The sequence below is a fragment of the Citrobacter sp. Cpa228 genome, from assembly GCF_030333085.1.
Lineage (GTDB): Bacteria > Pseudomonadota > Gammaproteobacteria > Enterobacterales > Enterobacteriaceae > Citrobacter > Citrobacter pasteurii.
Genome location: NZ_JAOWGQ010000044.1, coordinates 161,880 through 180,789, shown reverse-complemented (window position 1 = coordinate 180,789; position 18,910 = coordinate 161,880). Strand labels below are relative to the sequence as shown.

General features: G+C 50.9%; 19 protein-coding genes. 12 read left to right on the top strand and 7 right to left on the bottom strand.

Annotation, left to right across the window (positions count from 1 at the left end; all coding sequences use genetic code 11):
• The first annotated feature begins 8 nt into the window (after positions 1-8).
• The 6 genes from ampG to cyoE all read left to right on the top strand — a co-directional run bounded on the left by ampG (position 9) and on the right by cyoE (position 6,737).
• Positions 9-1,484 (top strand): muropeptide MFS transporter AmpG, encoded by a 1,476-nt coding sequence (ampG, locus tag OGX91_RS12100; RefSeq protein WP_286626418.1) that lies wholly within the window; start codon positions 9-11, stop codon positions 1,482-1,484.
• A 459-nt stretch (positions 1,485-1,943) separates the two neighbouring features.
• Positions 1,944-2,891, top strand: coding sequence for a cytochrome o ubiquinol oxidase subunit II (gene cyoA / locus OGX91_RS12095; RefSeq protein ID WP_003021613.1), 948 nt, complete (start codon positions 1,944-1,946; stop codon positions 2,889-2,891).
• A gap of 19 nt (positions 2,892-2,910) precedes the next feature.
• Positions 2,911-4,902 (top strand): cytochrome o ubiquinol oxidase subunit I, encoded by a 1,992-nt coding sequence (gene cyoB / locus OGX91_RS12090; RefSeq protein WP_286626379.1) that lies wholly within the window; start codon positions 2,911-2,913, stop codon positions 4,900-4,902.
• Entirely contained in the window at positions 4,892-5,506 is a 615-nt protein-coding gene (locus tag OGX91_RS12085) for a cytochrome o ubiquinol oxidase subunit III (protein ID WP_003021608.1), read from the top strand. The genes cyoB and OGX91_RS12085 overlap by 11 nt, the downstream gene beginning before the upstream one ends.
• Positions 5,506-5,835: a cytochrome o ubiquinol oxidase subunit IV gene (locus tag OGX91_RS12080; protein WP_003021607.1), complete on the top strand. Its 330-nt coding sequence runs from the start codon at positions 5,506-5,508 to the stop codon at positions 5,833-5,835. The genes OGX91_RS12085 and OGX91_RS12080 overlap by 1 nt, the downstream gene beginning before the upstream one ends.
• 11 nt (positions 5,836-5,846) lie before the next feature.
• Positions 5,847-6,737, top strand: coding sequence for a heme o synthase (cyoE, locus tag OGX91_RS12075; RefSeq protein WP_137378452.1), 891 nt, complete (start codon positions 5,847-5,849; stop codon positions 6,735-6,737).
• 56 nt (positions 6,738-6,793) lie between these two features.
• Here the strand turns inward: cyoE and OGX91_RS12070 are convergent, their stop codons facing one another.
• Positions 6,794-7,117 (bottom strand): DUF1493 family protein, encoded by a 324-nt coding sequence (locus OGX91_RS12070; RefSeq protein WP_005125159.1) that lies wholly within the window; start codon positions 7,115-7,117, stop codon positions 6,794-6,796.
• Positions 7,118-7,284: 167 nt separating this feature from the next.
• On the bottom strand, positions 7,285-7,659 hold the full coding sequence (locus tag OGX91_RS12065) for a DUF1493 family protein (RefSeq protein ID WP_040232711.1): 375 nt from the start codon (positions 7,657-7,659) through the stop codon (positions 7,285-7,287).
• 235 nt (positions 7,660-7,894) lie between these two features.
• Here OGX91_RS12065 and OGX91_RS12060 point away from each other — a divergent pair, with 235 nt between their 5' ends.
• Complete coding sequence (locus OGX91_RS12060; protein WP_286626376.1) at positions 7,895-9,259, top strand: MFS transporter; 1,365 nt, start codon at positions 7,895-7,897, stop codon at positions 9,257-9,259.
• 80 nt (positions 9,260-9,339) lie between these two features.
• Here OGX91_RS12060 and OGX91_RS12055 read toward each other — a convergent pair whose 3' ends face one another.
• Positions 9,340-9,831 carry a YajQ family cyclic di-GMP-binding protein gene (locus OGX91_RS12055; RefSeq protein ID WP_003831002.1) on the bottom strand — a complete coding sequence of 164 codons (492 nt, stop codon included), beginning with the start codon at positions 9,829-9,831 and terminating at the stop codon, positions 9,340-9,342.
• A 174-nt stretch (positions 9,832-10,005) separates the two neighbouring features.
• On the opposite strand from OGX91_RS12055, the gene panE reads away from it, so the two are divergent.
• Together panE and yajL are read left to right on the top strand one after the other, a co-directional pair.
• Complete coding sequence (gene panE, locus OGX91_RS12050) at positions 10,006-10,917, top strand: 2-dehydropantoate 2-reductase (protein WP_003021593.1); 912 nt, start codon at positions 10,006-10,008, stop codon at positions 10,915-10,917.
• Positions 10,880-11,470, top strand: coding sequence for a protein deglycase YajL (gene yajL, locus OGX91_RS12045; protein ID WP_286626375.1), 591 nt, complete (start codon positions 10,880-10,882; stop codon positions 11,468-11,470). The genes panE and yajL overlap by 38 nt, the downstream gene beginning before the upstream one ends.
• Before the next feature lie 39 nt (positions 11,471-11,509).
• Here the strand turns inward: yajL and OGX91_RS12040 are convergent, their stop codons facing one another.
• From OGX91_RS12040 to OGX91_RS12030, 3 genes are read right to left on the bottom strand one after another with little or no spacing between them, the layout of a single operon-like run.
• Positions 11,510-12,298 (bottom strand): dimethyl sulfoxide reductase anchor subunit family protein, encoded by a 789-nt coding sequence (locus OGX91_RS12040; RefSeq protein ID WP_040232719.1) that lies wholly within the window; start codon positions 12,296-12,298, stop codon positions 11,510-11,512.
• Positions 12,299-12,308: 10 nt separating this feature from the next.
• Complete coding sequence (locus OGX91_RS12035) at positions 12,309-12,857, bottom strand: 4Fe-4S dicluster domain-containing protein (protein ID WP_005125151.1); 549 nt, start codon at positions 12,855-12,857, stop codon at positions 12,309-12,311.
• Between the two features lie 2 nt (positions 12,858-12,859).
• Positions 12,860-15,193 carry a molybdopterin-containing oxidoreductase family protein gene (locus OGX91_RS12030; protein ID WP_040232720.1) on the bottom strand — a complete coding sequence of 778 codons (2,334 nt, stop codon included), beginning with the start codon at positions 15,191-15,193 and terminating at the stop codon, positions 12,860-12,862.
• A 171-nt stretch (positions 15,194-15,364) separates the two neighbouring features.
• Here OGX91_RS12030 and OGX91_RS12025 point away from each other — a divergent pair, with 171 nt between their 5' ends.
• Positions 15,365-16,060, top strand: a complete 696-nt coding sequence (locus OGX91_RS12025; protein WP_005125148.1) for a helix-turn-helix domain-containing protein — start codon at positions 15,365-15,367, stop codon at positions 16,058-16,060.
• 36 nt (positions 16,061-16,096) lie between these two features.
• On the opposite strand, the gene thiI is transcribed toward OGX91_RS12025, so the two are convergent.
• Positions 16,097-17,545: a tRNA uracil 4-sulfurtransferase ThiI gene (gene thiI / locus OGX91_RS12020; protein ID WP_286626371.1), complete on the bottom strand. Its 1,449-nt coding sequence runs from the start codon at positions 17,543-17,545 to the stop codon at positions 16,097-16,099.
• Between the two features lie 208 nt (positions 17,546-17,753).
• Here thiI and xseB point away from each other — a divergent pair, with 208 nt between their 5' ends.
• Positions 17,754-17,996 carry an exodeoxyribonuclease VII small subunit gene (gene xseB, locus OGX91_RS12015; protein ID WP_005125145.1) on the top strand — a complete coding sequence of 81 codons (243 nt, stop codon included), beginning with the start codon at positions 17,754-17,756 and terminating at the stop codon, positions 17,994-17,996.
• A complete protein-coding gene (ispA, locus tag OGX91_RS12010; RefSeq protein WP_286626370.1) occupies positions 17,997-18,896 on the top strand; it encodes a (2E,6E)-farnesyl diphosphate synthase in 900 nt (299 codons plus the stop codon). It abuts the gene before it with no gap.
• Positions 18,897-18,910 lie beyond the last annotated feature (14 nt).

The following is an 18,910-nucleotide window of genomic DNA, read 5'->3' as shown; positions in this document are numbered from 1 at the left end:
TAATGCCCATGTCCAATCACTATTTACGTATTTTTCAGCAACCAAAATCAGCGATTCTGCTGGTGTTAGGTTTTGCTTCCGGTTTACCGCTCGCCCTGACCTCCGGTACGCTTCAGGCGTGGATGACGGTCGAAAATATCGATCTGAAAACTATCGGTTTCTTTTCTCTGGTCGGCCAGGCCTACGTATTTAAGTTTCTCTGGTCCCCGGTAATGGACCGCTATACCCCACCGTTTTTAGGTCGTCGTCGCGGTTGGCTGTTGACTACCCAGGTATTGCTTCTTATATCCATCGCCGCGATGGGTTTTCTGGAACCTGGAACGCAGTTACGCTGGATGGCGGCACTCGCAGTGGTGATCGCATTTTGTTCGGCGTCGCAGGATATTGTTTTTGACGCCTGGAAAACAGACGTTTTACCGGCAGAAGAACGCGGTACCGGTGCAGCAATCAGCGTGCTGGGCTATCGTTTAGGGATGCTGGTTTCCGGCGGGCTGGCACTGTGGATGGCCGACCGCTGGCTCGGCTGGCAAGGTATGTACTGGCTGATGGCCGCGCTACTGATTCCCTGCATTATCGCCACCCTGTTAGCGCCCGAACCCACTGACACCATTCCAGTGCCTAAAACATTGGAACAAGCGGTTGCTGCGCCGCTGCGTGACTTTTTTGGTCGTAACAACGCCTGGCTGATTTTGCTGCTCATTGTGCTGTATAAGCTCGGTGATGCCTTCGCTATGAGCCTGACCACCACCTTTTTGATCCGCGGCGTCGGATTTGATGCGGGTGAAGTCGGCGTGGTGAATAAAACGCTGGGGCTGCTGGCAACCATCGTTGGCGCACTCTATGGCGGGATCCTAATGCAGCGCCTTTCGCTGTTCCGCGCATTGCTGATATTCGGCATCCTACAGGGGGCGTCAAATGCAGGTTACTGGCTACTGTCCATCACTGACAAACACATGTTCAGTATGGCGGCCGCCGTCTTCTTTGAAAACCTGTGTGGCGGGATGGGCACGGCGGCGTTTGTCGCCTTATTAATGACGCTGTGTAATAAATCGTTCTCCGCAACCCAGTTTGCCCTGCTCTCTGCCCTTTCGGCTGTTGGTCGCGTCTATGTGGGCCCAGTGGCAGGTTGGTTCGTCGAAGCGCACGGATGGCCAACGTTTTATCTGTTTTCCGTGTTTGCCGCGATCCCTGGACTCCTGCTGCTGCTGGTTTGCCGCCAGACGCTGGAACATAGCTGGCAAAATGAGAGTTTTATTCCACGCACAGAGTTCCGTGGGGCATACAATCTGGCTTTGATGACGCTAGTAGCGGGCTGCTGTTTGCTGGCTGTTTGGCTGTTGCTGCTCACCATGAACGCGCTGGATTACACCAACTTCTCTTTCCTGGCGGGGCTGCTTGAAGTCTCAGTCGCGGTCGTCATCTGTGGCGTCGTATTTGGTGGGTTACTGGACTATCTTGCACTACGAAAAACACGTCTGATGTAATTTTTCACATTAATTTGGCCGTTGTAATCACCTTGCGTAATTATAACGGCCAAATAAACAGCAGTTAATGAAAATAATATTTGTTGTTTTGTGCGCCATAGAATTTGGAAATTATTGACTCCTTTTATAAATTCTATTTTCCTTACTCGATTCAGCCGAATCAGATTTATTTTTTGTTCATCATTTGTCTTTTTATTGATAATCAATTGTTAAACAATTGTTTTATTTTAGTATTGGTTATACCAATTGCCCTCAGCCTGTCCCCCGTCTGCCTGCTTTCGTTATAACGTGATGTCGCAACAGGTTCTTAAAGTCAAAGCGACATATATTGCAACATATGTGACATGCACGGCAGAACCCAGTAACACAGATCCAAGGATGTTTACAGTAATGTAACCTTCCCGTAAAATGCCCTCACACTTTAAACGCCACCCGGTCCCGTGGAATTGAGGTCGTTAAATGAGACTCAGGAAATACAATAAAAGTTTGGGATGGTTGTCATTAATTGCAGGCACTGCGTTACTCAGTGGCTGTAATTCTGCGCTGCTTGACCCTAAAGGACAGATTGGACTGGAACAACGTTCACTGATACTGACGGCATTTGGCCTGATGTTGATTGTCGTTATTCCTGCCATCTTGATGGCTGTTGGTTTTGCCTGGAAGTATCGTGCAAGCAATAAAGATGCGAAGTACAGCCCGAACTGGTCACACTCCAATAAAGTGGAAGCTGTGGTCTGGACGGTGCCGATCTTAATCATCATTTTCCTTGCCGTACTGACCTGGAAAACCACTCACGCTCTTGAGCCAAGCAAACCGCTGGCGCATGACGAGAAGCCCATTACCATCGAAGTGGTTTCCATGGACTGGAAATGGTTCTTCATCTATCCGGAACAGGGTATCGCTACCGTGAATGAAATCGCCTTCCCGGCGAATACTCCGGTTGAGTTCAAAGTGACATCCAACTCCGTGATGAACTCCTTCTTTATCCCGCGTCTGGGTAGCCAGATTTATGCCATGGCCGGTATGCAGACTCGACTGCATCTGATCGCCAACGAAGTCGGTACTTATGATGGTATCTCCGCAAGCTATAGCGGACCAGGCTTCTCCGGCATGAAGTTCAAGGCTATCGCAACAAAGGACCGCGCCGAATTCGACCAATGGGTTGCTAAAGCTAAACAGTCCACGAACACCATGAGCGACATGGCTGCGTTCGAGAAAGTGGCTGTGCCAAGCGAATACAACCAGGTGGAATACTTCTCCAACGTGAAACCCGATTTGTTTAAAGACGTTATTAACAAATTTATGGCTCACGGTAAGAGCATGGACATGACCCAACCCGAAGGTGAGCACAACGCACACGAAGGCATGGAAGGCATGGACATGAGCCACGCGGAATCCGCTCACTAAGGGGCCGAGGAAGAATACGATGTTCGGAAAATTGACGCTGGATGCAGTGCCGTTCCATGAACCCATTGTCATGGTTACGATCGCTGCCATTATCATCGGTGGTGCGGCCTTACTGGGCCTAATCACTTACTTCGGTAAGTGGACCTACCTGTGGAAAGAGTGGCTGACTTCGGTTGACCACAAACGCCTTGGCATCATGTATGTCATCGTCGCAATCGTCATGTTGATTCGTGGCTTTGCCGACGCCATCATGATGCGTAGTCAGCAAGCGCTGGCTTCTGCAGGTGAAGCGGGCTTCCTGCCTCCTTACCACTACGACCAGATCTTCACGGCTCACGGCGTGATCATGATCTTCTTCGTGGCAATGCCATTTGTTATCGGTCTGATGAACCTGGTGGTTCCGCTGCAGATCGGCGCACGTGACGTTGCGTTCCCATTCCTGAACAACCTGAGCTTCTGGTTCACCGTTGTCGGCGTAATCCTGGTTAACCTGTCTCTGGGCGTAGGTGAATTTGCTCAGACCGGTTGGCTGGCGTATCCGCCGCTCTCGGGAATAGAGTACAGTCCAAGCGTCGGGGTCGATTATTGGATATGGGCAGTCCAGTTGTCCGGTATTGGTACAACGCTGACCGGTATCAACTTCTTTGTGACCATCATTAAGATGCGTGCGCCAGGTATGACCATGTTCAAGATGCCGGTATTCAGTTGGGCGTCTCTGTGTGCGAACATCCTGATTATCGCTTCTTTCCCAATCCTGACTGTCACCGTCGCGTTGCTGACCCTGGATCGCTATCTGGGCACCCATTTCTTTACCAACGATATGGGCGGCAACATGATGATGTACATCAACCTGATTTGGGCCTGGGGCCATCCGGAAGTGTACATTCTGGTTCTGCCGGTCTTCGGGGTATTCTCCGAAATCGCTGCAACCTTCTCGCGTAAACGCCTGTTTGGTTACACCTCGCTGGTGTGGGCAACCGTGTGTATCACCGTTCTGTCGTTCGTTGTTTGGCTGCACCACTTCTTCACCATGGGTGCCGGCGCTAACGTAAACGCCTTCTTCGGTATTACCACCATGATTATCGCCATCCCGACCGGGGTGAAGATCTTCAACTGGCTGTTCACTATGTATCAGGGCCGTATTGTATTCCACTCAGCGATGCTGTGGACAATTGGCTTTATCGTGACCTTCTCAGTCGGCGGCATGACCGGCGTACTGTTGGCGGTGCCGGGTGCGGACTTCGTACTGCACAATAGTCTGTTCCTGATTGCGCACTTCCATAACGTTATCATCGGCGGCGTCGTATTTGGCTGCTTCGCAGGTATGACCTACTGGTGGCCAAAAGCGTTTGGCTTCACGCTGAACGAAACCTGGGGTAAACGCGCATTCTGGTTCTGGATCATCGGCTTCTTCGTGGCATTTATGCCGCTGTACGTGCTGGGCTTCATGGGGATGACCCGTCGTCTCAGCCAGCAGATTGACCCGCAGTTCCATCCAATGCTGGTCGTTGCCGCCTGCGGTGCTGCACTGATTGCACTGGGTATCCTGTGCCAGCTGATTCAGATTTACGTTTCTATTCGCGACCGCGAGCAGAACCGTGACCTGACCGGTGACCCATGGGGTGGCCGTACGCTGGAGTGGGCAACCTCTTCCCCACCTCCGTTCTACAACTTTGCCGTTGTGCCGCACGTTCACGAGCGTGATGCCTTCTGGGAAATGAAAGAAAAAGGTGAAGCGTACAAGCAGCCTGCGCACTATGAAGAAATTCATATGCCGAAGAACAGCGGTGCCGGTATCGTCATTACCGCCTTCGCGACACTGTTTGGTTTCGCCATGATCTGGCATATCTGGTGGCTGGCGATTGCAAGCTTCGCAGGCATGATCATCAGCTGGATTGTGAAAAGCTTTGATGAAGACGTGGATTACTACGTGCCGGTCCCGGAAGTCGAAAAACTGGAAAACCAGCATTTCGATGAGATTACTAAGGCAGGGCTGAAAAATGGCAACTGATACTTTAACGCACGCGACTGCCCACGCGCACGAACACGGGCACCACGATGCAGGCCAGACCAAGATCTTCGGATTTTGGATCTACCTGATGAGCGACTGCATTCTGTTCTCTATTCTGTTTGCAACCTATGCCGTTCTGGTGAACGGCACCGCAGGTGGCCCAACAGGTAAGGACATTTTTGAACTGCCGTTCGTTCTGGTTGAAACATTCCTGCTGTTATTCAGCTCCATTACTTACGGCATGGCGGCTATCGCTATGTACAAGAACAACAAGAGCCAGGTTATTTCCTGGCTGGCGTTGACCTTCTTGTTCGGTGCCGGATTCATCGGGATGGAACTCTATGAATTCCATCACCTGATTGTTAACGGTATGGGCCCGGATCGCAGCGGCTTCCTGTCTGCGTTCTTCGCGCTGGTCGGCACGCACGGTCTGCACGTCACCTCCGGTCTTATCTGGATGGCGGTGCTGATGGTGCAGGTGGCTCGTCGCGGCCTGACCAGTACTAACCGTACCCGCATCATGTGCCTGAGCCTGTTCTGGCACTTCCTGGATGTGGTATGGATCTGTGTGTTCACTGTTGTTTATCTGATGGGGGCGATGTAATGAGTCATGCTAACGAGAGCGGCGGCGCATCCCATGGCAGCGTAAAAACCTACATGACAGGTTTTATCCTGTCGATCATCCTGACGGTCATTCCGTTCTGGATGGTGATGACAGGTTCTGCCTCTCCGGCCGTCATTCTGGGAACTATTCTGGCAATGGCAGTGGTACAGATTCTGGTGCACCTGGTGTGCTTCCTGCACATGAATAGCAAATCTGATGAAGGTTGGAACATGACGGCCTTTGTCTTTACTGTGCTAATCATCGCCATCCTGGTTGTGGGCTCCATCTGGATTATGTGGAACCTTAACTACAACATGATGATGCACTAAGAGCGGCGATTATGATGTTTAAGCAATACCTGCAAGTAACGAAACCAGGCATCATCTTTGGCAACCTGATCTCGGTGATTGGGGGATTCCTGCTGGCCTCGAAAGGCAGCATTGATTATCCCCTGTTTATCTACACGCTGGTTGGGGTGTCACTGGTTGTGGCGTCGGGTTGTGTATTTAACAACTACATCGACAGGGATATCGACAGGAAGATGGAGAGGACCAAAAACCGCGTACTGGTTAAAGGTCTGATTTCCCCTGCGGTCTCGCTGGTATACGCCACCCTGCTGGGTATTGCTGGTTTTATGCTGCTGTGGTTTGGCGCGAACCCTCTGGCCTGCTGGCTGGGGGTAATGGGCTTCGTGGTCTATGTGGGCGTCTATAGCCTGTACATGAAGCGCCATTCCGTTTATGGCACGCTGATTGGCTCACTCTCCGGCGCAGCACCACCGGTGATTGGCTACTGCGCCGTAACCGGTGAGTTCGATAGCGGTGCGCTGATTCTGCTGGCTATTTTCAGCCTGTGGCAGATGCCGCACTCTTACGCGATTGCGATTTTCCGCTTTAAGGATTATCAGGCTGCCAACATCCCGGTACTGCCGGTGGTGAAAGGTATTTCAGTCGCGAAAAACCATATCACGCTGTACATCGTGGCATTTGCTATCGCCACACTGATGCTAACCCTGGGCGGCTATGCAGGTTATAAATACCTGATTGTTGCTGCGGCGGTGAGCGTCTGGTGGTTGGGCATGGCGCTGCGCGGTTATAAAGTGGAAGATGACAAAGTCTGGGCGCGCAAGCTGTTCGGTTTCTCCATCATCGCCATTACCGCGCTTTCCGTGATGATGTCCGTCGACTTTATGGTGCCAAACTCGCAGAACCTGCTGACTTACGTCTGGTAAAATCTGCTGATACGAAAAGGGTGCTTCGGCACCCTTTTTATTGGCAAGAAAGCTATTCAATCATATAGCCATTTCCCGGCCTTTGCTGACTCAATAATCATCCCAACTGTCAGAGGTTTTAACTCAATATCGGGAGGCTCTTTTTTCCAGAAAGGGTATTCTTGTTCAATATAATTCCTCCCATCAAAATTCGAATATTCAATATCAAAATGTTCAAATAAATCAGCTAAAAAATCATATGCATCTTCCGGAACAAACTGAAAATCATCCTCCAGAGTCCATTCTTTAGTAACCTGCCTAAGACCAGGTCTAAACCAGCGTTCCCTGATTGGGTAATTCTTCATGATGTACTCAATAACTTCAGCTTCATAATTTCTCATCAGAAAGATGTCCACTGTATGCGATCTTTAGTCGTACTAATATCATGATATCATTAGACTTTATGATGTATTATTCATACACCCTGTTGGCCTTGGTTGGGTAAATTCAGCGAATGCTAAAAGGGTACTTCGGCATCCTTTTTATTTACTACCCGATTTTGACAGCGTCAGGTCTCGTCTTTTTGTTCATCAGGCCAGATCTCAAACAACCATTTCCCCGCCTCTGCTGACTCCGCAAACATCCTTACGGTTAAAGGTAAACGTGTGCCTTCTACTTCTTCCCATTTAGCTTTGAACCATCTAGTGAATAGTGGCAAATTGTGCCACGGATAATACGGTTTCCAGTTCACACATGATAAATCGACTTTAAACTCTTTCTCATATCGAGTCAGAGCACTGTGGAGGTCATCACCGGGGACATCAAATAGTTCTGAGTCGAGTTCTAAAGGAACCTCTTTCCAGTTTTCATCCAAATACCCGGGTATTTCTTCCCTGAAAAGCTTTAACACATCGTCTTGAATACTCATTAGAATGATGTCCATTGAATACCGTCATCAGCCTGAATCAATTGGTGATATTTATTACGAAATACCATTTTCCTTTTCCCTCTTTCCATTAGAAATAACCACAAAAAGACTACACCTGTAATTATCGCAAGTAAATTAGTTGCAACTGTAACTATTTAAGTTTCCGCGCTACACAATTCCACATATCGTAGAGGTTTACCGCACTCCTTCCCCGCTTTACACTAGGCGCGAAATTAATACAGAGGTGGGAATGAACGATTACAAAATGACGCCCGGTGAGTTGCGCGCCACCTGGGGTTTAGGGACCGTATTCTCGTTGCGCATGCTTGGCATGTTTATGGTTCTGCCGGTTCTGACCACGTACGGTATGGCGCTACAGGGCGCCAGTGAAGCGCTGATAGGCCTTGCCATCGGCATTTACGGCCTGGCACAGGCCGTCTTCCAGATCCCCTTTGGTCTGCTTTCTGACCGCATTGGCCGTAAGCCGCTTATTGTCGGCGGACTGGCGGTATTCGTTCTCGGCAGCGTGATTGCCGCGCTCTCCGATTCAATCTGGGGAATAATTCTTGGCCGCGCCCTACAAGGCTCTGGCGCGATTGCCGCCGCCGTGATGGCGCTGCTTTCCGACTTAACCCGCGAGCAAAACCGCACCAAAGCGATGGCGTTTATCGGCGTCAGCTTTGGTATCACCTTTGCCATTGCGATGGTGCTGGGGCCAATCGTTACCCATGCGCTGGGGCTCCACGCGCTGTTCTGGATGATTGCCGCCCTTGCCACCACCGGTATCGTGCTGACCATTTGGGTCGTTCCCAATAGCACCAGCCATGTGCTGAATCGCGAGTCGGGGATGGTAAAAGATAGTTTCAGCAAAGTGCTGGCGGAGCCCAAACTGCTGAAGCTTAATTTTGGCATCATGTGCCTGCACATTTTGCTGATGTCCACTTTCGTCGCGTTACCAGGACAACTGGCGAAAGCCGGTTTCCCCGCCGCAGAACACTGGAAAATTTATCTGGTGACGATGCTGCTGTCCTTTGTTTCCGTGGTGCCGTTCATCATTTACGCCGAAGTGAAGCGCAAGATGAAACGCGTATTCCTCGCCTGCGTGTTACTGATCCTTATTGCAGAGATTGTATTGTGGAGCGCTAACATTCGTTTCTGGGGTCTGATTGCGGGCGTGCAGATTTTCTTCCTCGCCTTTAACCTGATGGAAGCCCTTCTCCCCTCGCTTATCAGCAAAGAATCACCTGCAGGTTATAAAGGCACGGCGATGGGCGTTTACTCCACCAGCCAGTTTCTTGGCGTGGCGATTGGCGGTTCGCTCGGTGGTTGGGTGGTCGAAATGTTTGATGGTCAGGCGGTATTCCTGGCAGGCGCGTTGCTGGCAGCCATTTGGTTACTGGTGGCAAGCACAATGAAAGAACCGCCGTACGTCAGCAGCCTGCGCGTGGAAATCCCACCAGAGATTGCCGCGGATGACACGTTGAAGCAGCGCCTGCTGGCAAAAGAAGGAATAAGCGAAGTGTTAATTGTGGCGAAAGAGCATTCGGCCTACGTGAAAATCGACAGCAAAGTCACCAATCGGTTTGAGGTTGAGCAGACCATCAGCCAGACGTGATGATTACCGGATGGTAACTAACGTCTCGTCCGGCCTACAAATAGCGTGTGCGACCTGTAGGCCGGATCAGGCATTACGACTTAATCGCGGAAGTTTTTAAACTGGAACGGCTGGCCGAGATCGCCACCGCGAACCAGCGCCATGACGGATTGCAGATCGTCACGCGCCTTACCGGTCACACGAATTTCTTCACCCTGAATCTGCGCCTGCACCTTCAGCTTGCTGTCTTTGATCAGCTTAACGATTTTCTTTTGCACCGCGCTTTCAATGCCCTGCTTCAGCTTAGCTTCAACAAACCAGGTTTTACCGCTGTGCACGAAAGTCTCTGGTACGTCCAGCGACGTGCCTTCAATACCGCGTTTCAGCAGCTTGGCACGCAAAATATCCAGCAGCTGATTAACCTGAAAATCAGATTCGCTCAGCACCTTAATCGTCTTATTTGACTCATTCAGCTCAAAAGTGGCTTCAACGCCACGAAAATCAAAGCGTGACTCGACTTCACGGCTTGCGTTATCCACCGCGTTACGGGCTTCCTGAAGATCAACTTCAGAGACAATATCGAAAGATGGCATCTTTTCCTCTCCCTTCATTTTTGATGCGAAGCATAATACCTGCAAAGTTACTCAACAGACAGCGCTATACTAGGCTGTATCCTTTCATTGTACGTGGTAGTGACATCTGCGAACAATAATGGGGTGCGGTCGATATGGATTAACACCTGGTGCTGTTGCAGGTGAGGAGGAAGAATGAAAATTACCGTACTGGGATGTGGAGCGTTAGGACAGCTATGGCTTACAGCGCTGTGCAAACATGGACATGAGGTGCAAGGGTGGCTACGCGTACCGCAACCCTACTGCAGCGTAAACCTGATCGACACGGATGGCTCAGTTTTTAATGAATCCCTGACGGCAAATGACCCCGACTTTTTGGCAAAAAGCGACCTGCTGCTGGTCACCCTGAAGGCCTGGCAGGTTTCTGATGCGGTAAAAGGCCTGTCTGCAATTCTGCCTGAAACCACGCCCATTCTGCTTATTCACAACGGCATGGGGACGATTGAAGAGTTACATAACATTAAGCAACCCTTGCTGATGGGAACCACCACCCACGCAGCACGCCGTGACGGGAACGTCATCATTCATGTCGCTCAGGGAACAACGCGTATTGGGCCGGCGCGTGAGCAAGACGGCGATTTCAGCTATCTGGCTGAAACCCTGCAAGAGGTGCTGCCGGACGTCGCCTGGCACAACACCATTCGCGCCGAGCTGTGGCGCAAGCTGGCCGTCAACTGCGTCATTAACCCGCTGACCGCATTATGGGATTGCCCAAACGGCGAGCTGCGTCACCATCCGGAAAAAATAGCGCTCATCTGCGAGGAAGTGGCAGCGGTCATCGAACGCGAAGGCCACCACACATCAGCGGATGATTTACGTTATTATGTCGAGCAAGTGATTGACAGTACGGCGGAAAATATCTCATCTATGCTGCAGGACATTCGCGCCATGCGCCATACTGAGATCGACTACATTACCGGTTATTTGTTAAAACGCGCACGCGCGCACGGCATCGCCGTCCCGGAAAACGCCCGCCTGTTTGAAATGGTTAAAAGAAAGGAAAGTGAGTATGAGCGCTCAAGCACTGGTATGTCTCGCCCCTGGTAGTGAAGAAACCGAAGCGGTGACTACTATCGATCTGCTGGTTCGCGGCGGAATTAAGGTCACAACCGCCAGCGTCGCCAGCGATGGCGACCTGACTATAGTGTGCTCACGGGGAGTAAAACTACTGGCGGATGCGCCATTAGTCGACGTTGCCGACGGCGATTTTGACATTATCGTACTGCCTGGCGGTATTAAAGGCGCCGAGTGTTTTCGCGACAGCCCTCTGCTGGTCGAAACCGTGAAGCAGTTTCATCGCTCCGGACGCATTGTCGCGGCAATCTGTGCAGTTGCCGCCACCGTCCTCGTCCCGCACGGCATTTTCCCCATCGGTAACATGACCGGTTTTCCGGCGCTGAAAGACAAGATCCCCGCCGATCAATGGCAGGACAAACGCGTCGTGTGGGATCCGCGCGTTAACCTGTTAACCAGCCAGGGACCGGGAACCTCAATCGATTTCGGTTTAAAGATTATTGATCTGCTGGTGAGTCGCGAAAAAGCCCACGAGGTGGCGTCACAACTGGTGATGGCTGCGGGAATTTATAACTACTACGAGTAAGTGAGCTTGCCGGATGGTTGCTGCCATCCGGCAAAAGATTTAGAACCAGGGCGCCCCGCTCATGACATTACTGTAAAACAGCATTCTTCCCGCCAACTCTCCCGTCGCAATTAACGCCACCCACGCCCAGCTCTGTGTACCATAGTTCAGGCGCGATATTCCCCATATAGCAACGCAAATACTGGCAAATAACTGCCACCAAAGCAGAGGGCTTGACGCATCAGCGCCAGGGATATGATAGCGGAACCACAACCCACTCGTGGACAACACGATTCCAATTATAATCCCCGCATTGCATACCTTTGAAGAGGATTTATACCAATAACCGCACGCCACCGCCACGCTCATAAAACCAAGCAACACCGCCGTTGCCAGAAAGCCAAGCGGCGTGGCTAGAGTATGCCAAAGCGGGTGTAGTGCCATTTGGTAATAGACCTGAGACGTCACAAAAATTGACACCAGGCCAACAAGCGCCGTTACGCCCCCCAGAAGATTCACTCCCGGGTGCCCAGGCTTGAGCCAGCATAGCGCTAGCCAACAAAATATTACGGCATTCAATACGATAAATGCCACCACTTCCCGGCTCAACCAGGATATTCCCAACCCAGCTATTGAACGGTATGCGCCAGTAGGTGTTCCCAAGTGTACAAGGGATGCCAAAGAACCCAGCACAGTGATGACCCAAAATAACAACGCCAGCCGACGATATTGTTCAGCATTGAATTTCAGCGTGCCAAAATTCTGACACAATGTTAGTGCCAGAACACCGCCAATCCCCCATTGAGCGAAGACCGTAAAAAAGACCAATGGCAATTCATAGTGTTCCATTTCTCTCTCCTCAGTCCCGTGGCGCAATAATCACAATATTGGGCTTACTAATATTGTGATCTGGCAGATTGTAACGCTTCTCCAGTACCGTCCACTGTGTTGTATGTTCTTTGCGAAGTTCGTCTATATCACCAAACCGTAATACACTCGCAGGACAAGATTCCACACAGCGTGGTTGCAACCCTTCATCCAGTCGTTCTGCACACAGATTACATTTACTGGTTTTCCCCTCTTGCGCATCATAAACTGGCGCACTCCAGGGGCAGGCCATAATACACATTCGGCAACCAATACAACGGTCATGGTCCTGGACAACAATACCGTCAGCCCGTTTGGTATAGGTTCCGGCAGGGCACACTTTCATACACTGAGGATCGTCGCAGTGATTGCATGACATACTGATAAATGCTTGAGTATTGGGCTCATCGGTACAACGCTCACGTACCCGGCGCCATAGCACGCCAAGCGGCGTCATATTTTCCGATTTACAGGCCATACTGCAGGTCTTACAGCCATAGCAGTTCTGCATATCGATAAGAAATCCATACTGTTTAGCCATGGTTATGCCTCCCTTCTAACGTCAACCAGCGTGCTGTTACAACAGTGTCCATTACCCAGCAGCTCGACCTGATCGTTGGTGACATGGCTGCTACTCCCACCCTGTTGCTCCCACCAACCGTTATCCAGGCTCACAACCCCCCGTTTTATATGCGTCGTAACATCAGCAATTGCCCTGTGCTCTCCACGATGATTGAAAACAACAACCCACTCTCCGGCTTGGATCTGACGATTACGGGCATCTTCGGGATGAATCATCACATTCGGACGATTGCGTTGAATTTCTAGGATCCATTCATTCATACCGTGGCTCGAATGTACGCTACGTGCCAGTTTGCGCTGTACCGCCATTAACGGATACTTGCTTGCCAGTTCAGGCGAACCTTTCACCGACTCTTTCACCTGTTTCCAGGTCACCACCGGCAAGAAGTCTTTTTTGGCCCATTCCTCAATATAAAAATGTGCCTTTCCGGTTGAGGTACGAAACTTCCCATCCTTAAAGGGGATCCAATCCTCTTCAACGGGACATACCGGCCCTTTCTTCAGCATCTCACGGTTGATACCTGAACCTTTGAGACAAGTATCGATGTAATGCTCAATGGGCTGGTTAAAGACTTCGCCAAACCCAAAACGCTCGGCCAGACGTGCAAAAATCCAGTAATCCGGTTTAGCTTCTCCCGGAGGCTCTACCGCTTTCTCCATGAGTTGTACATAATGGCTGCGTACCCCCGCCATTAAACTGACATCTTCAAAAATAGTTGTCACGGGAAGTACCAGATCGGCATACAGTGCAGACGAACTCATCAGGTTGTCCGCAACCACCACAAACGGTACTTTTTTAAAGGCTTCTCTGACCTGGTTTGTATTCGGCAACTGTGTCATCGCGCCCAGCGTCATATTCCACCAGAATTTAATCGAGTGTGGTTTTTCGTGAACAATCCAGTCCCCAATTTTGGAAATGGGGATTGATGGAATTTTGGCTGCATTGGGGGCCGGGGGGATGATGGGTGAAAAATTCGCCATTTGCCTGACCCCACCCGCATCACAGACCCCGGCACCAGGCTTGCCGATATTGCCGGTTATCAACGCCAGATAAAATTGGCTGGCTGCTACGTAAGTACCAAACTCGGTTCTCTGCGCACCAGACATATTCTGAACAATCATCGCAGGTTGCGTAGAAGCATAGTCTCGCGCCAGTCGTAACACAGTTTGCGCTGGCACATCTGTTTCTTCCTCTACTTTCTGCGCTGTCCAGGGCTTCGCCTGCGCCCAAACGTTATCCAGTACGGTAGAGAAATCGCTCCCGTCGGGCAGTTCATCATTCAGCAACGCAGGCACGACGCCTGGCGCATCATGTCGCTTCACGCTTTGTGTCAGGGTATCAAACACCAGATAGCTGTCTGTATCCTGCGGATCGGCTCGCATCAATTTCTGGTGTCCATCAACCAGATAAACCGCACCGGTACGTGCCCGCAGAAAATCCGCGTCATAGCGTTTTTCTTGCATAATAATGTTGATCATCCCCAACGCCAGTGCGATATCCGTCCCCGGCACGATAGGCACCCACTCATCCGCTTTTGCTGCAGTTTCGTTAAATCGCGGATCGATGACCACCATTCGCGCCCCGTTACGTTGCGCGCATGAATATTCCTTGAAGTAAGCATGCATCGTGACGGCCGGGTTATTACCCCAGCAAAGGATATAACGACTTTCCTGTATGGTGTCGCGAGTATCAGCATACCGTAACCCCACCATGGGCATCATCGCAGCAGTGACGGCAGCGCAACATAACGAGCCGACATGCTTTGTCGACCCGCCAAGATAATCAAAAAAAGCTTTACCCATATCATTTTTGATAGAGTCCATATTCCCTGAAGCGGCGGTGAGTAATAGGCCTTTATTGCCATCAGTCGCGATTGTTTCCCTGATTTTCTTTTCAATAAGATCCAGCGCAGCATTCCAGGATATCGGCTTAAATTTTCCCTCACCTTTTTCCCCTGTACGCAGCAAGGGTTGCGTCAAACGTAACGGGTGGTAGACCCATTTCGTGCGGCTAATTCCCCGTAAACAACACTTCACGTTAAAGCCTTTCGTCGCTTCAATTTTCATTAAGCGATTTTTCCAGACATAGGCCGTCAGGTTGCAGTGCAAACATTCCATTGCACAAGTCGAACGAAATGTCTGGTAATCCGATTGCTTAAGACGAAACCGGGGCAAAGGATCACCATTGGCCTGACGTAACCCCAGAAAAGTTGGCCCTAATGCCGCTAGCCCCACTACACCGAACCCTTTTAACAGAGTTCTTCTTTTTAAACGTATATTGCTCAAAGCATCCATGATCTTGCCTCCACAAGAGTTCACCATTAGTGAATCATCGTTCACCAATAATCAACTTGAGGCATATCAAGATCTAATCACTTAGAGGTAGCCATCTTTTTGAATCGCGAAGGCAGTAATGGTTTCTGACTCAATGGTATAATCACGAGATATCTAAAAAAGAGAACGAATATGGCTGAAACATCGCAAGGGGTAAATTCGGTTGATATCGCCGTTAGCATTTTGACGTTTGTCGCCAGCCAGAATGGTCAGGCAAGAGCAATTGATATCGCCGCAGGATGTGATCTGTCGAAAAGCCGTTTACACAAGTATCTGGTCTCACTATGCCGAACCGGCATGCTATGCCAAAACGAAAAGGGTCTTTATTGCATGGGGACAACCGCGCTACAACTGGCAGGAAGTCACGCGACGAGACGCGACACAATAAGTGAACTCAATGCGGTATTGATTACGTTTCGCGATACCTTTAATCATTCGACCGGCGTTGTTGCTGCCTCTGACAAAGGGTTAGTACTCAAACACTACAACCGTAGTTTCCGTAACGTCGATATTGATTTTCTGCCCAATACACCAGTCCCGCTGCATGCCAGCGCTGCAGGCCAGATCTTTATGAGTTATTCCAGTTACCAGGCGCAGAATAACGCTCAGACAAAATTGATTGAACAGGTAATAGCTCAGGGCTATGCCGTGCGGTACAACCCCACACAGGGGATCCCAGGGGCGCAATCTATAGCTTGTCCGCTTCAGAACAATAAAGGCGAGCTCATTGCTATTGCGGTTACAATGGGATTTTTCAGCGCCGAAGCCATCCCGCAGATTGCCAATCAACTGATTAACAGCGTCGCCACGCTCCAGCCACAAAATTAGTGCTGCCCCGGCACAGAAAGCCGGGGCAAACTACGATTACGGGCGATACACCTTCACGTTTTCAAAGCCCTGCTCGCGCAGATAAAGCGCCTGCAGACGGCTCATCACCCCGCGTTCACACCACAGCAGCCAGGTTTTGCTCTGGTCCAAATCGCCGAATTTGGTGCTCAACTTGTAGAACGGCAGAGAAACGACGTCCACACCGTCAACCTTCAGCGGTTTGTCATCCTGTTCATCCACAGAGCGGATATCCAGAATCACATCGTTCGGGCCGAAGCCGCTCACGGTTTCCACTTCCACCACAGTCTGCTGCGTCTGCTGGGCGATATCACGAATATCGATATTGTTCGCTTCTTCAACCACTTTATCGAGGATCGAGAAATCGAAGTTTTCTTCTTCGGCCTCAATCTTCGCCTTAATTGCTTTCACCGTCGGGCTTTTTGAAATCACGCCGCAGTATTCCGGCATGGTACGAGCAAAGTCCTCGGTACCAATTTCACGCGCCAGATTGATAATGTGCTCTTTATCATGGGAGATCAGCGGGCGCAGGATCAGGGTGTCTGAAACGTTATCGATCAGGCGCAGGTTGGTCAGCGTCTGGCTGGAGACCTGGCCCAGCGCTTCACCGGTTATCAGCGCCTGAACGCCGTAGCGCTCAGCCACTTTCGACGCCGCGCGTACCATCATGCGTTTGAGGACCACGCCCATCTGGCCGTCGTCGACTTTCTCCAGGATCTCACCGACTACCGGCTCAAAGTTGATAGCAACAAAGCGTACGCGATGTGAGCTACCAAAGCGGTTCCACAGATAATGCGCCACCTGGCGAACGCCGATTTCATGCGCAGCGCCGCCAAGGTTGAAGAAGCAATAGTGCACGCGGCAGCCACGACGCATCAGCATGTAGCTGGACACGCCGGAGTCGAAACCACCGGAGATCAGCGACAGTACGTCTTCCTGCGTCCCAATTGGGAAACCGCCGATACCTTCATAGCGGCCTTTAACCAGCAGCAGGCGGTCGTTTTCGATTTCAAGATTAACCGTCACGTCCGGCTTCGTCAGCTTCACGCGCGCGGATTCAATATGCTGGTTCAGTCCACCGCCCACATAACGTTCCACCTCAATGGAGCTAAACTCATGCTTGCCACGGCGCTTGACGCGCACACAGAAGGTTTTTCCTTCCAGTTGATCGCGGTATTGCACCAGCGCTTTCTCGAAAATATCGTGCATATCGGTAAACGGCACGTCTTCTACTTCGAGAATATGGTGAATACCCGGGATTCGGGTTAACGCGTCGCGAATGTCCAGGCGCTGGCTTTCATCTTTAGCGCGAACCTCAACGTGATCCCAGTGACGGACAACGGCAAGGTCTTCATCATAGTGCTTTAAAACGTTACGAATGTTCCCTGTCAGAATTTTTATAAAGCGCAAACGCACAGATTGGCTTTTGATGGTGATTTCTGGGAACAATTTAATGATAAACTTCATGGCGGCAATGGTTCTTTGGCAAGTCTGAATGACTTGTAATGGGAAAAAATACAGCAGCCCACACCCTGCGGCTGCATCCAGGCGCGCAAGTATACCACCATCATGGTCATCCTGTGCACATCGCCTTACCATTGCGCGTTATTTGCTTATCAGTGCGAGTCCGTTACCATAGTCTTGTGCTGTCAATACAGAGAGTCAGACATTCATTATGCCGAAGAAAAATGAAGCGCCCGCCAGTTTTGAAACAGCGCTGAGCGAGCTGGAACAGATTGTCACCCGTCTGGAAAGCGGCGATTTGCCGCTGGAAGAGGCGCTGAACGAATTCGAACGTGGCGTACAGCTGGCACGTCAGGGACAAGTCAAATTGCAACAGGCTGAACAGCGCGTGCAAATCCTGCTGTCAGAAAGTGAAGACGCCGCCCTCACGCCTTTTACACCGGATAATGAGTAAATGGATTTTACGCAGCAGCTACAGGCTTGCGTTGAGCAGGCTAACCAGGCACTGAGCCGTTTTATCGCGCCATTGCCCTTTCAGAACACTCCCGTGGTCGAAACCATGCAATATGGCGCATTATTAGGCGGCAAACGTCTGCGCCCGTTTTTGGTGTATGCGACCGGTCAGATGTTTGGCGTGAGCCTGAGTGCGCTTGATGCCCCCGCCGCCGCGGTTGAGTGCATCCATGCCTATTCACTGATGCACGACGATTTACCCGCGATGGACGACGATGATCTGCGTCGCGGTCTGCCGACCTGCCACGTCAAGTTTGGCGAGGCGAATGCGATTCTGGCAGGTGATGCGCTGCAAACGCTGGCATTCTCTATCATCAGCGACGCCCCGATGCCGGAAGTCACCGACCGTGACCGCATCGCGATGATCTCTGAACTGGCTCAGGCCAGCGGTATCGCCGGTATGTGCGGCGGCCAGGCGTTGGATCTGGCAGCTGAAGGGCATCAGGTTGAGCTGGATGCGCTGGAGCGTATTCACCGCCACAAAACCGGCGCATTGATTCGCGCCGCCGTTCGTCTGGGTGCGTTAAGCGCAGGTGATAAAGGGCGAGAATGCCTGGCAATACTCGACAAATACGCCGAAAGTATCGGTCTGGCCTTCCAGGTTCAGGATGACATACTGGATGTGGTAGGCGATACTGCAACATTGGGTAAACGTCAGGGTGCCGACCAGCAGCTTGGCAAAAGTACCTATCCTGCACTTCTGGGTCTTGAGCAAGCCCGGAATAAAGCCCGGGATTTAATTGAAGATGCCCGCCGGTCGTTAAGTTTGCTGGCCGCACAATCTCTCGATACCTCGGCACTGGAAGCGCTAGCGGACTACATAATCCAGCGTGATAAATAAACCAACATATCCAA

What these genes read in the sequence shown, in the direction of transcription:
- panE (WP_003021593.1), top strand. Translation starts at nt 10,006, where the DNA reads ATGAAAATTACCGTACTGGGATGTGGAGCGTTAGGACAGCTATGGCTT.
- yajL (WP_286626375.1), top strand. Translation starts at nt 10,880, where the DNA reads ATGAGCGCTCAAGCACTGGTATGTCTCGCCCCTGGTAGTGAAGAAACC.
- OGX91_RS12080 (WP_003021607.1), top strand. Translation starts at nt 5,506, where the DNA reads ATGAGTCATGCTAACGAGAGCGGCGGCGCATCCCATGGCAGCGTAAAA.
- OGX91_RS12035 (WP_005125151.1), bottom strand. Translation starts at nt 12,857, where the DNA reads ATGGCTAAACAGTATGGATTTCTTATCGATATGCAGAACTGCTATGGC.
- OGX91_RS12065 (WP_040232711.1), bottom strand. Translation starts at nt 7,659, where the DNA reads ATGGACATCATTCTAATGAGTATTCAAGACGATGTGTTAAAGCTTTTC.
- OGX91_RS12055 (WP_003831002.1), bottom strand. Translation starts at nt 9,831, where the DNA reads ATGCCATCTTTCGATATTGTCTCTGAAGTTGATCTTCAGGAAGCCCGT.
- thiI (WP_286626371.1), bottom strand. Translation starts at nt 17,545, where the DNA reads ATGAAGTTTATCATTAAATTGTTCCCAGAAATCACCATCAAAAGCCAA.
- ampG (WP_286626418.1), top strand. Translation starts at nt 9, where the DNA reads ATGTCCAATCACTATTTACGTATTTTTCAGCAACCAAAATCAGCGATT.
- ispA (WP_286626370.1), top strand. Translation starts at nt 17,997, where the DNA reads ATGGATTTTACGCAGCAGCTACAGGCTTGCGTTGAGCAGGCTAACCAG.
- cyoA (WP_003021613.1), top strand. Translation starts at nt 1,944, where the DNA reads ATGAGACTCAGGAAATACAATAAAAGTTTGGGATGGTTGTCATTAATT.
- OGX91_RS12040 (WP_040232719.1), bottom strand. Translation starts at nt 12,298, where the DNA reads ATGGAACACTATGAATTGCCATTGGTCTTTTTTACGGTCTTCGCTCAA.
- OGX91_RS12060 (WP_286626376.1), top strand. Translation starts at nt 7,895, where the DNA reads ATGAACGATTACAAAATGACGCCCGGTGAGTTGCGCGCCACCTGGGGT.
- OGX91_RS12085 (WP_003021608.1), top strand. Translation starts at nt 4,892, where the DNA reads ATGGCAACTGATACTTTAACGCACGCGACTGCCCACGCGCACGAACAC.
- OGX91_RS12070 (WP_005125159.1), bottom strand. Translation starts at nt 7,117, where the DNA reads ATGAGAAATTATGAAGCTGAAGTTATTGAGTACATCATGAAGAATTAC.
- OGX91_RS12030 (WP_040232720.1), bottom strand. Translation starts at nt 15,193, where the DNA reads ATGGATGCTTTGAGCAATATACGTTTAAAAAGAAGAACTCTGTTAAAA.
- cyoB (WP_286626379.1), top strand. Translation starts at nt 2,911, where the DNA reads ATGTTCGGAAAATTGACGCTGGATGCAGTGCCGTTCCATGAACCCATT.
- OGX91_RS12025 (WP_005125148.1), top strand. Translation starts at nt 15,365, where the DNA reads ATGGCTGAAACATCGCAAGGGGTAAATTCGGTTGATATCGCCGTTAGC.
- xseB (WP_005125145.1), top strand. Translation starts at nt 17,754, where the DNA reads ATGCCGAAGAAAAATGAAGCGCCCGCCAGTTTTGAAACAGCGCTGAGC.
- cyoE (WP_137378452.1), top strand. Translation starts at nt 5,847, where the DNA reads ATGATGTTTAAGCAATACCTGCAAGTAACGAAACCAGGCATCATCTTT.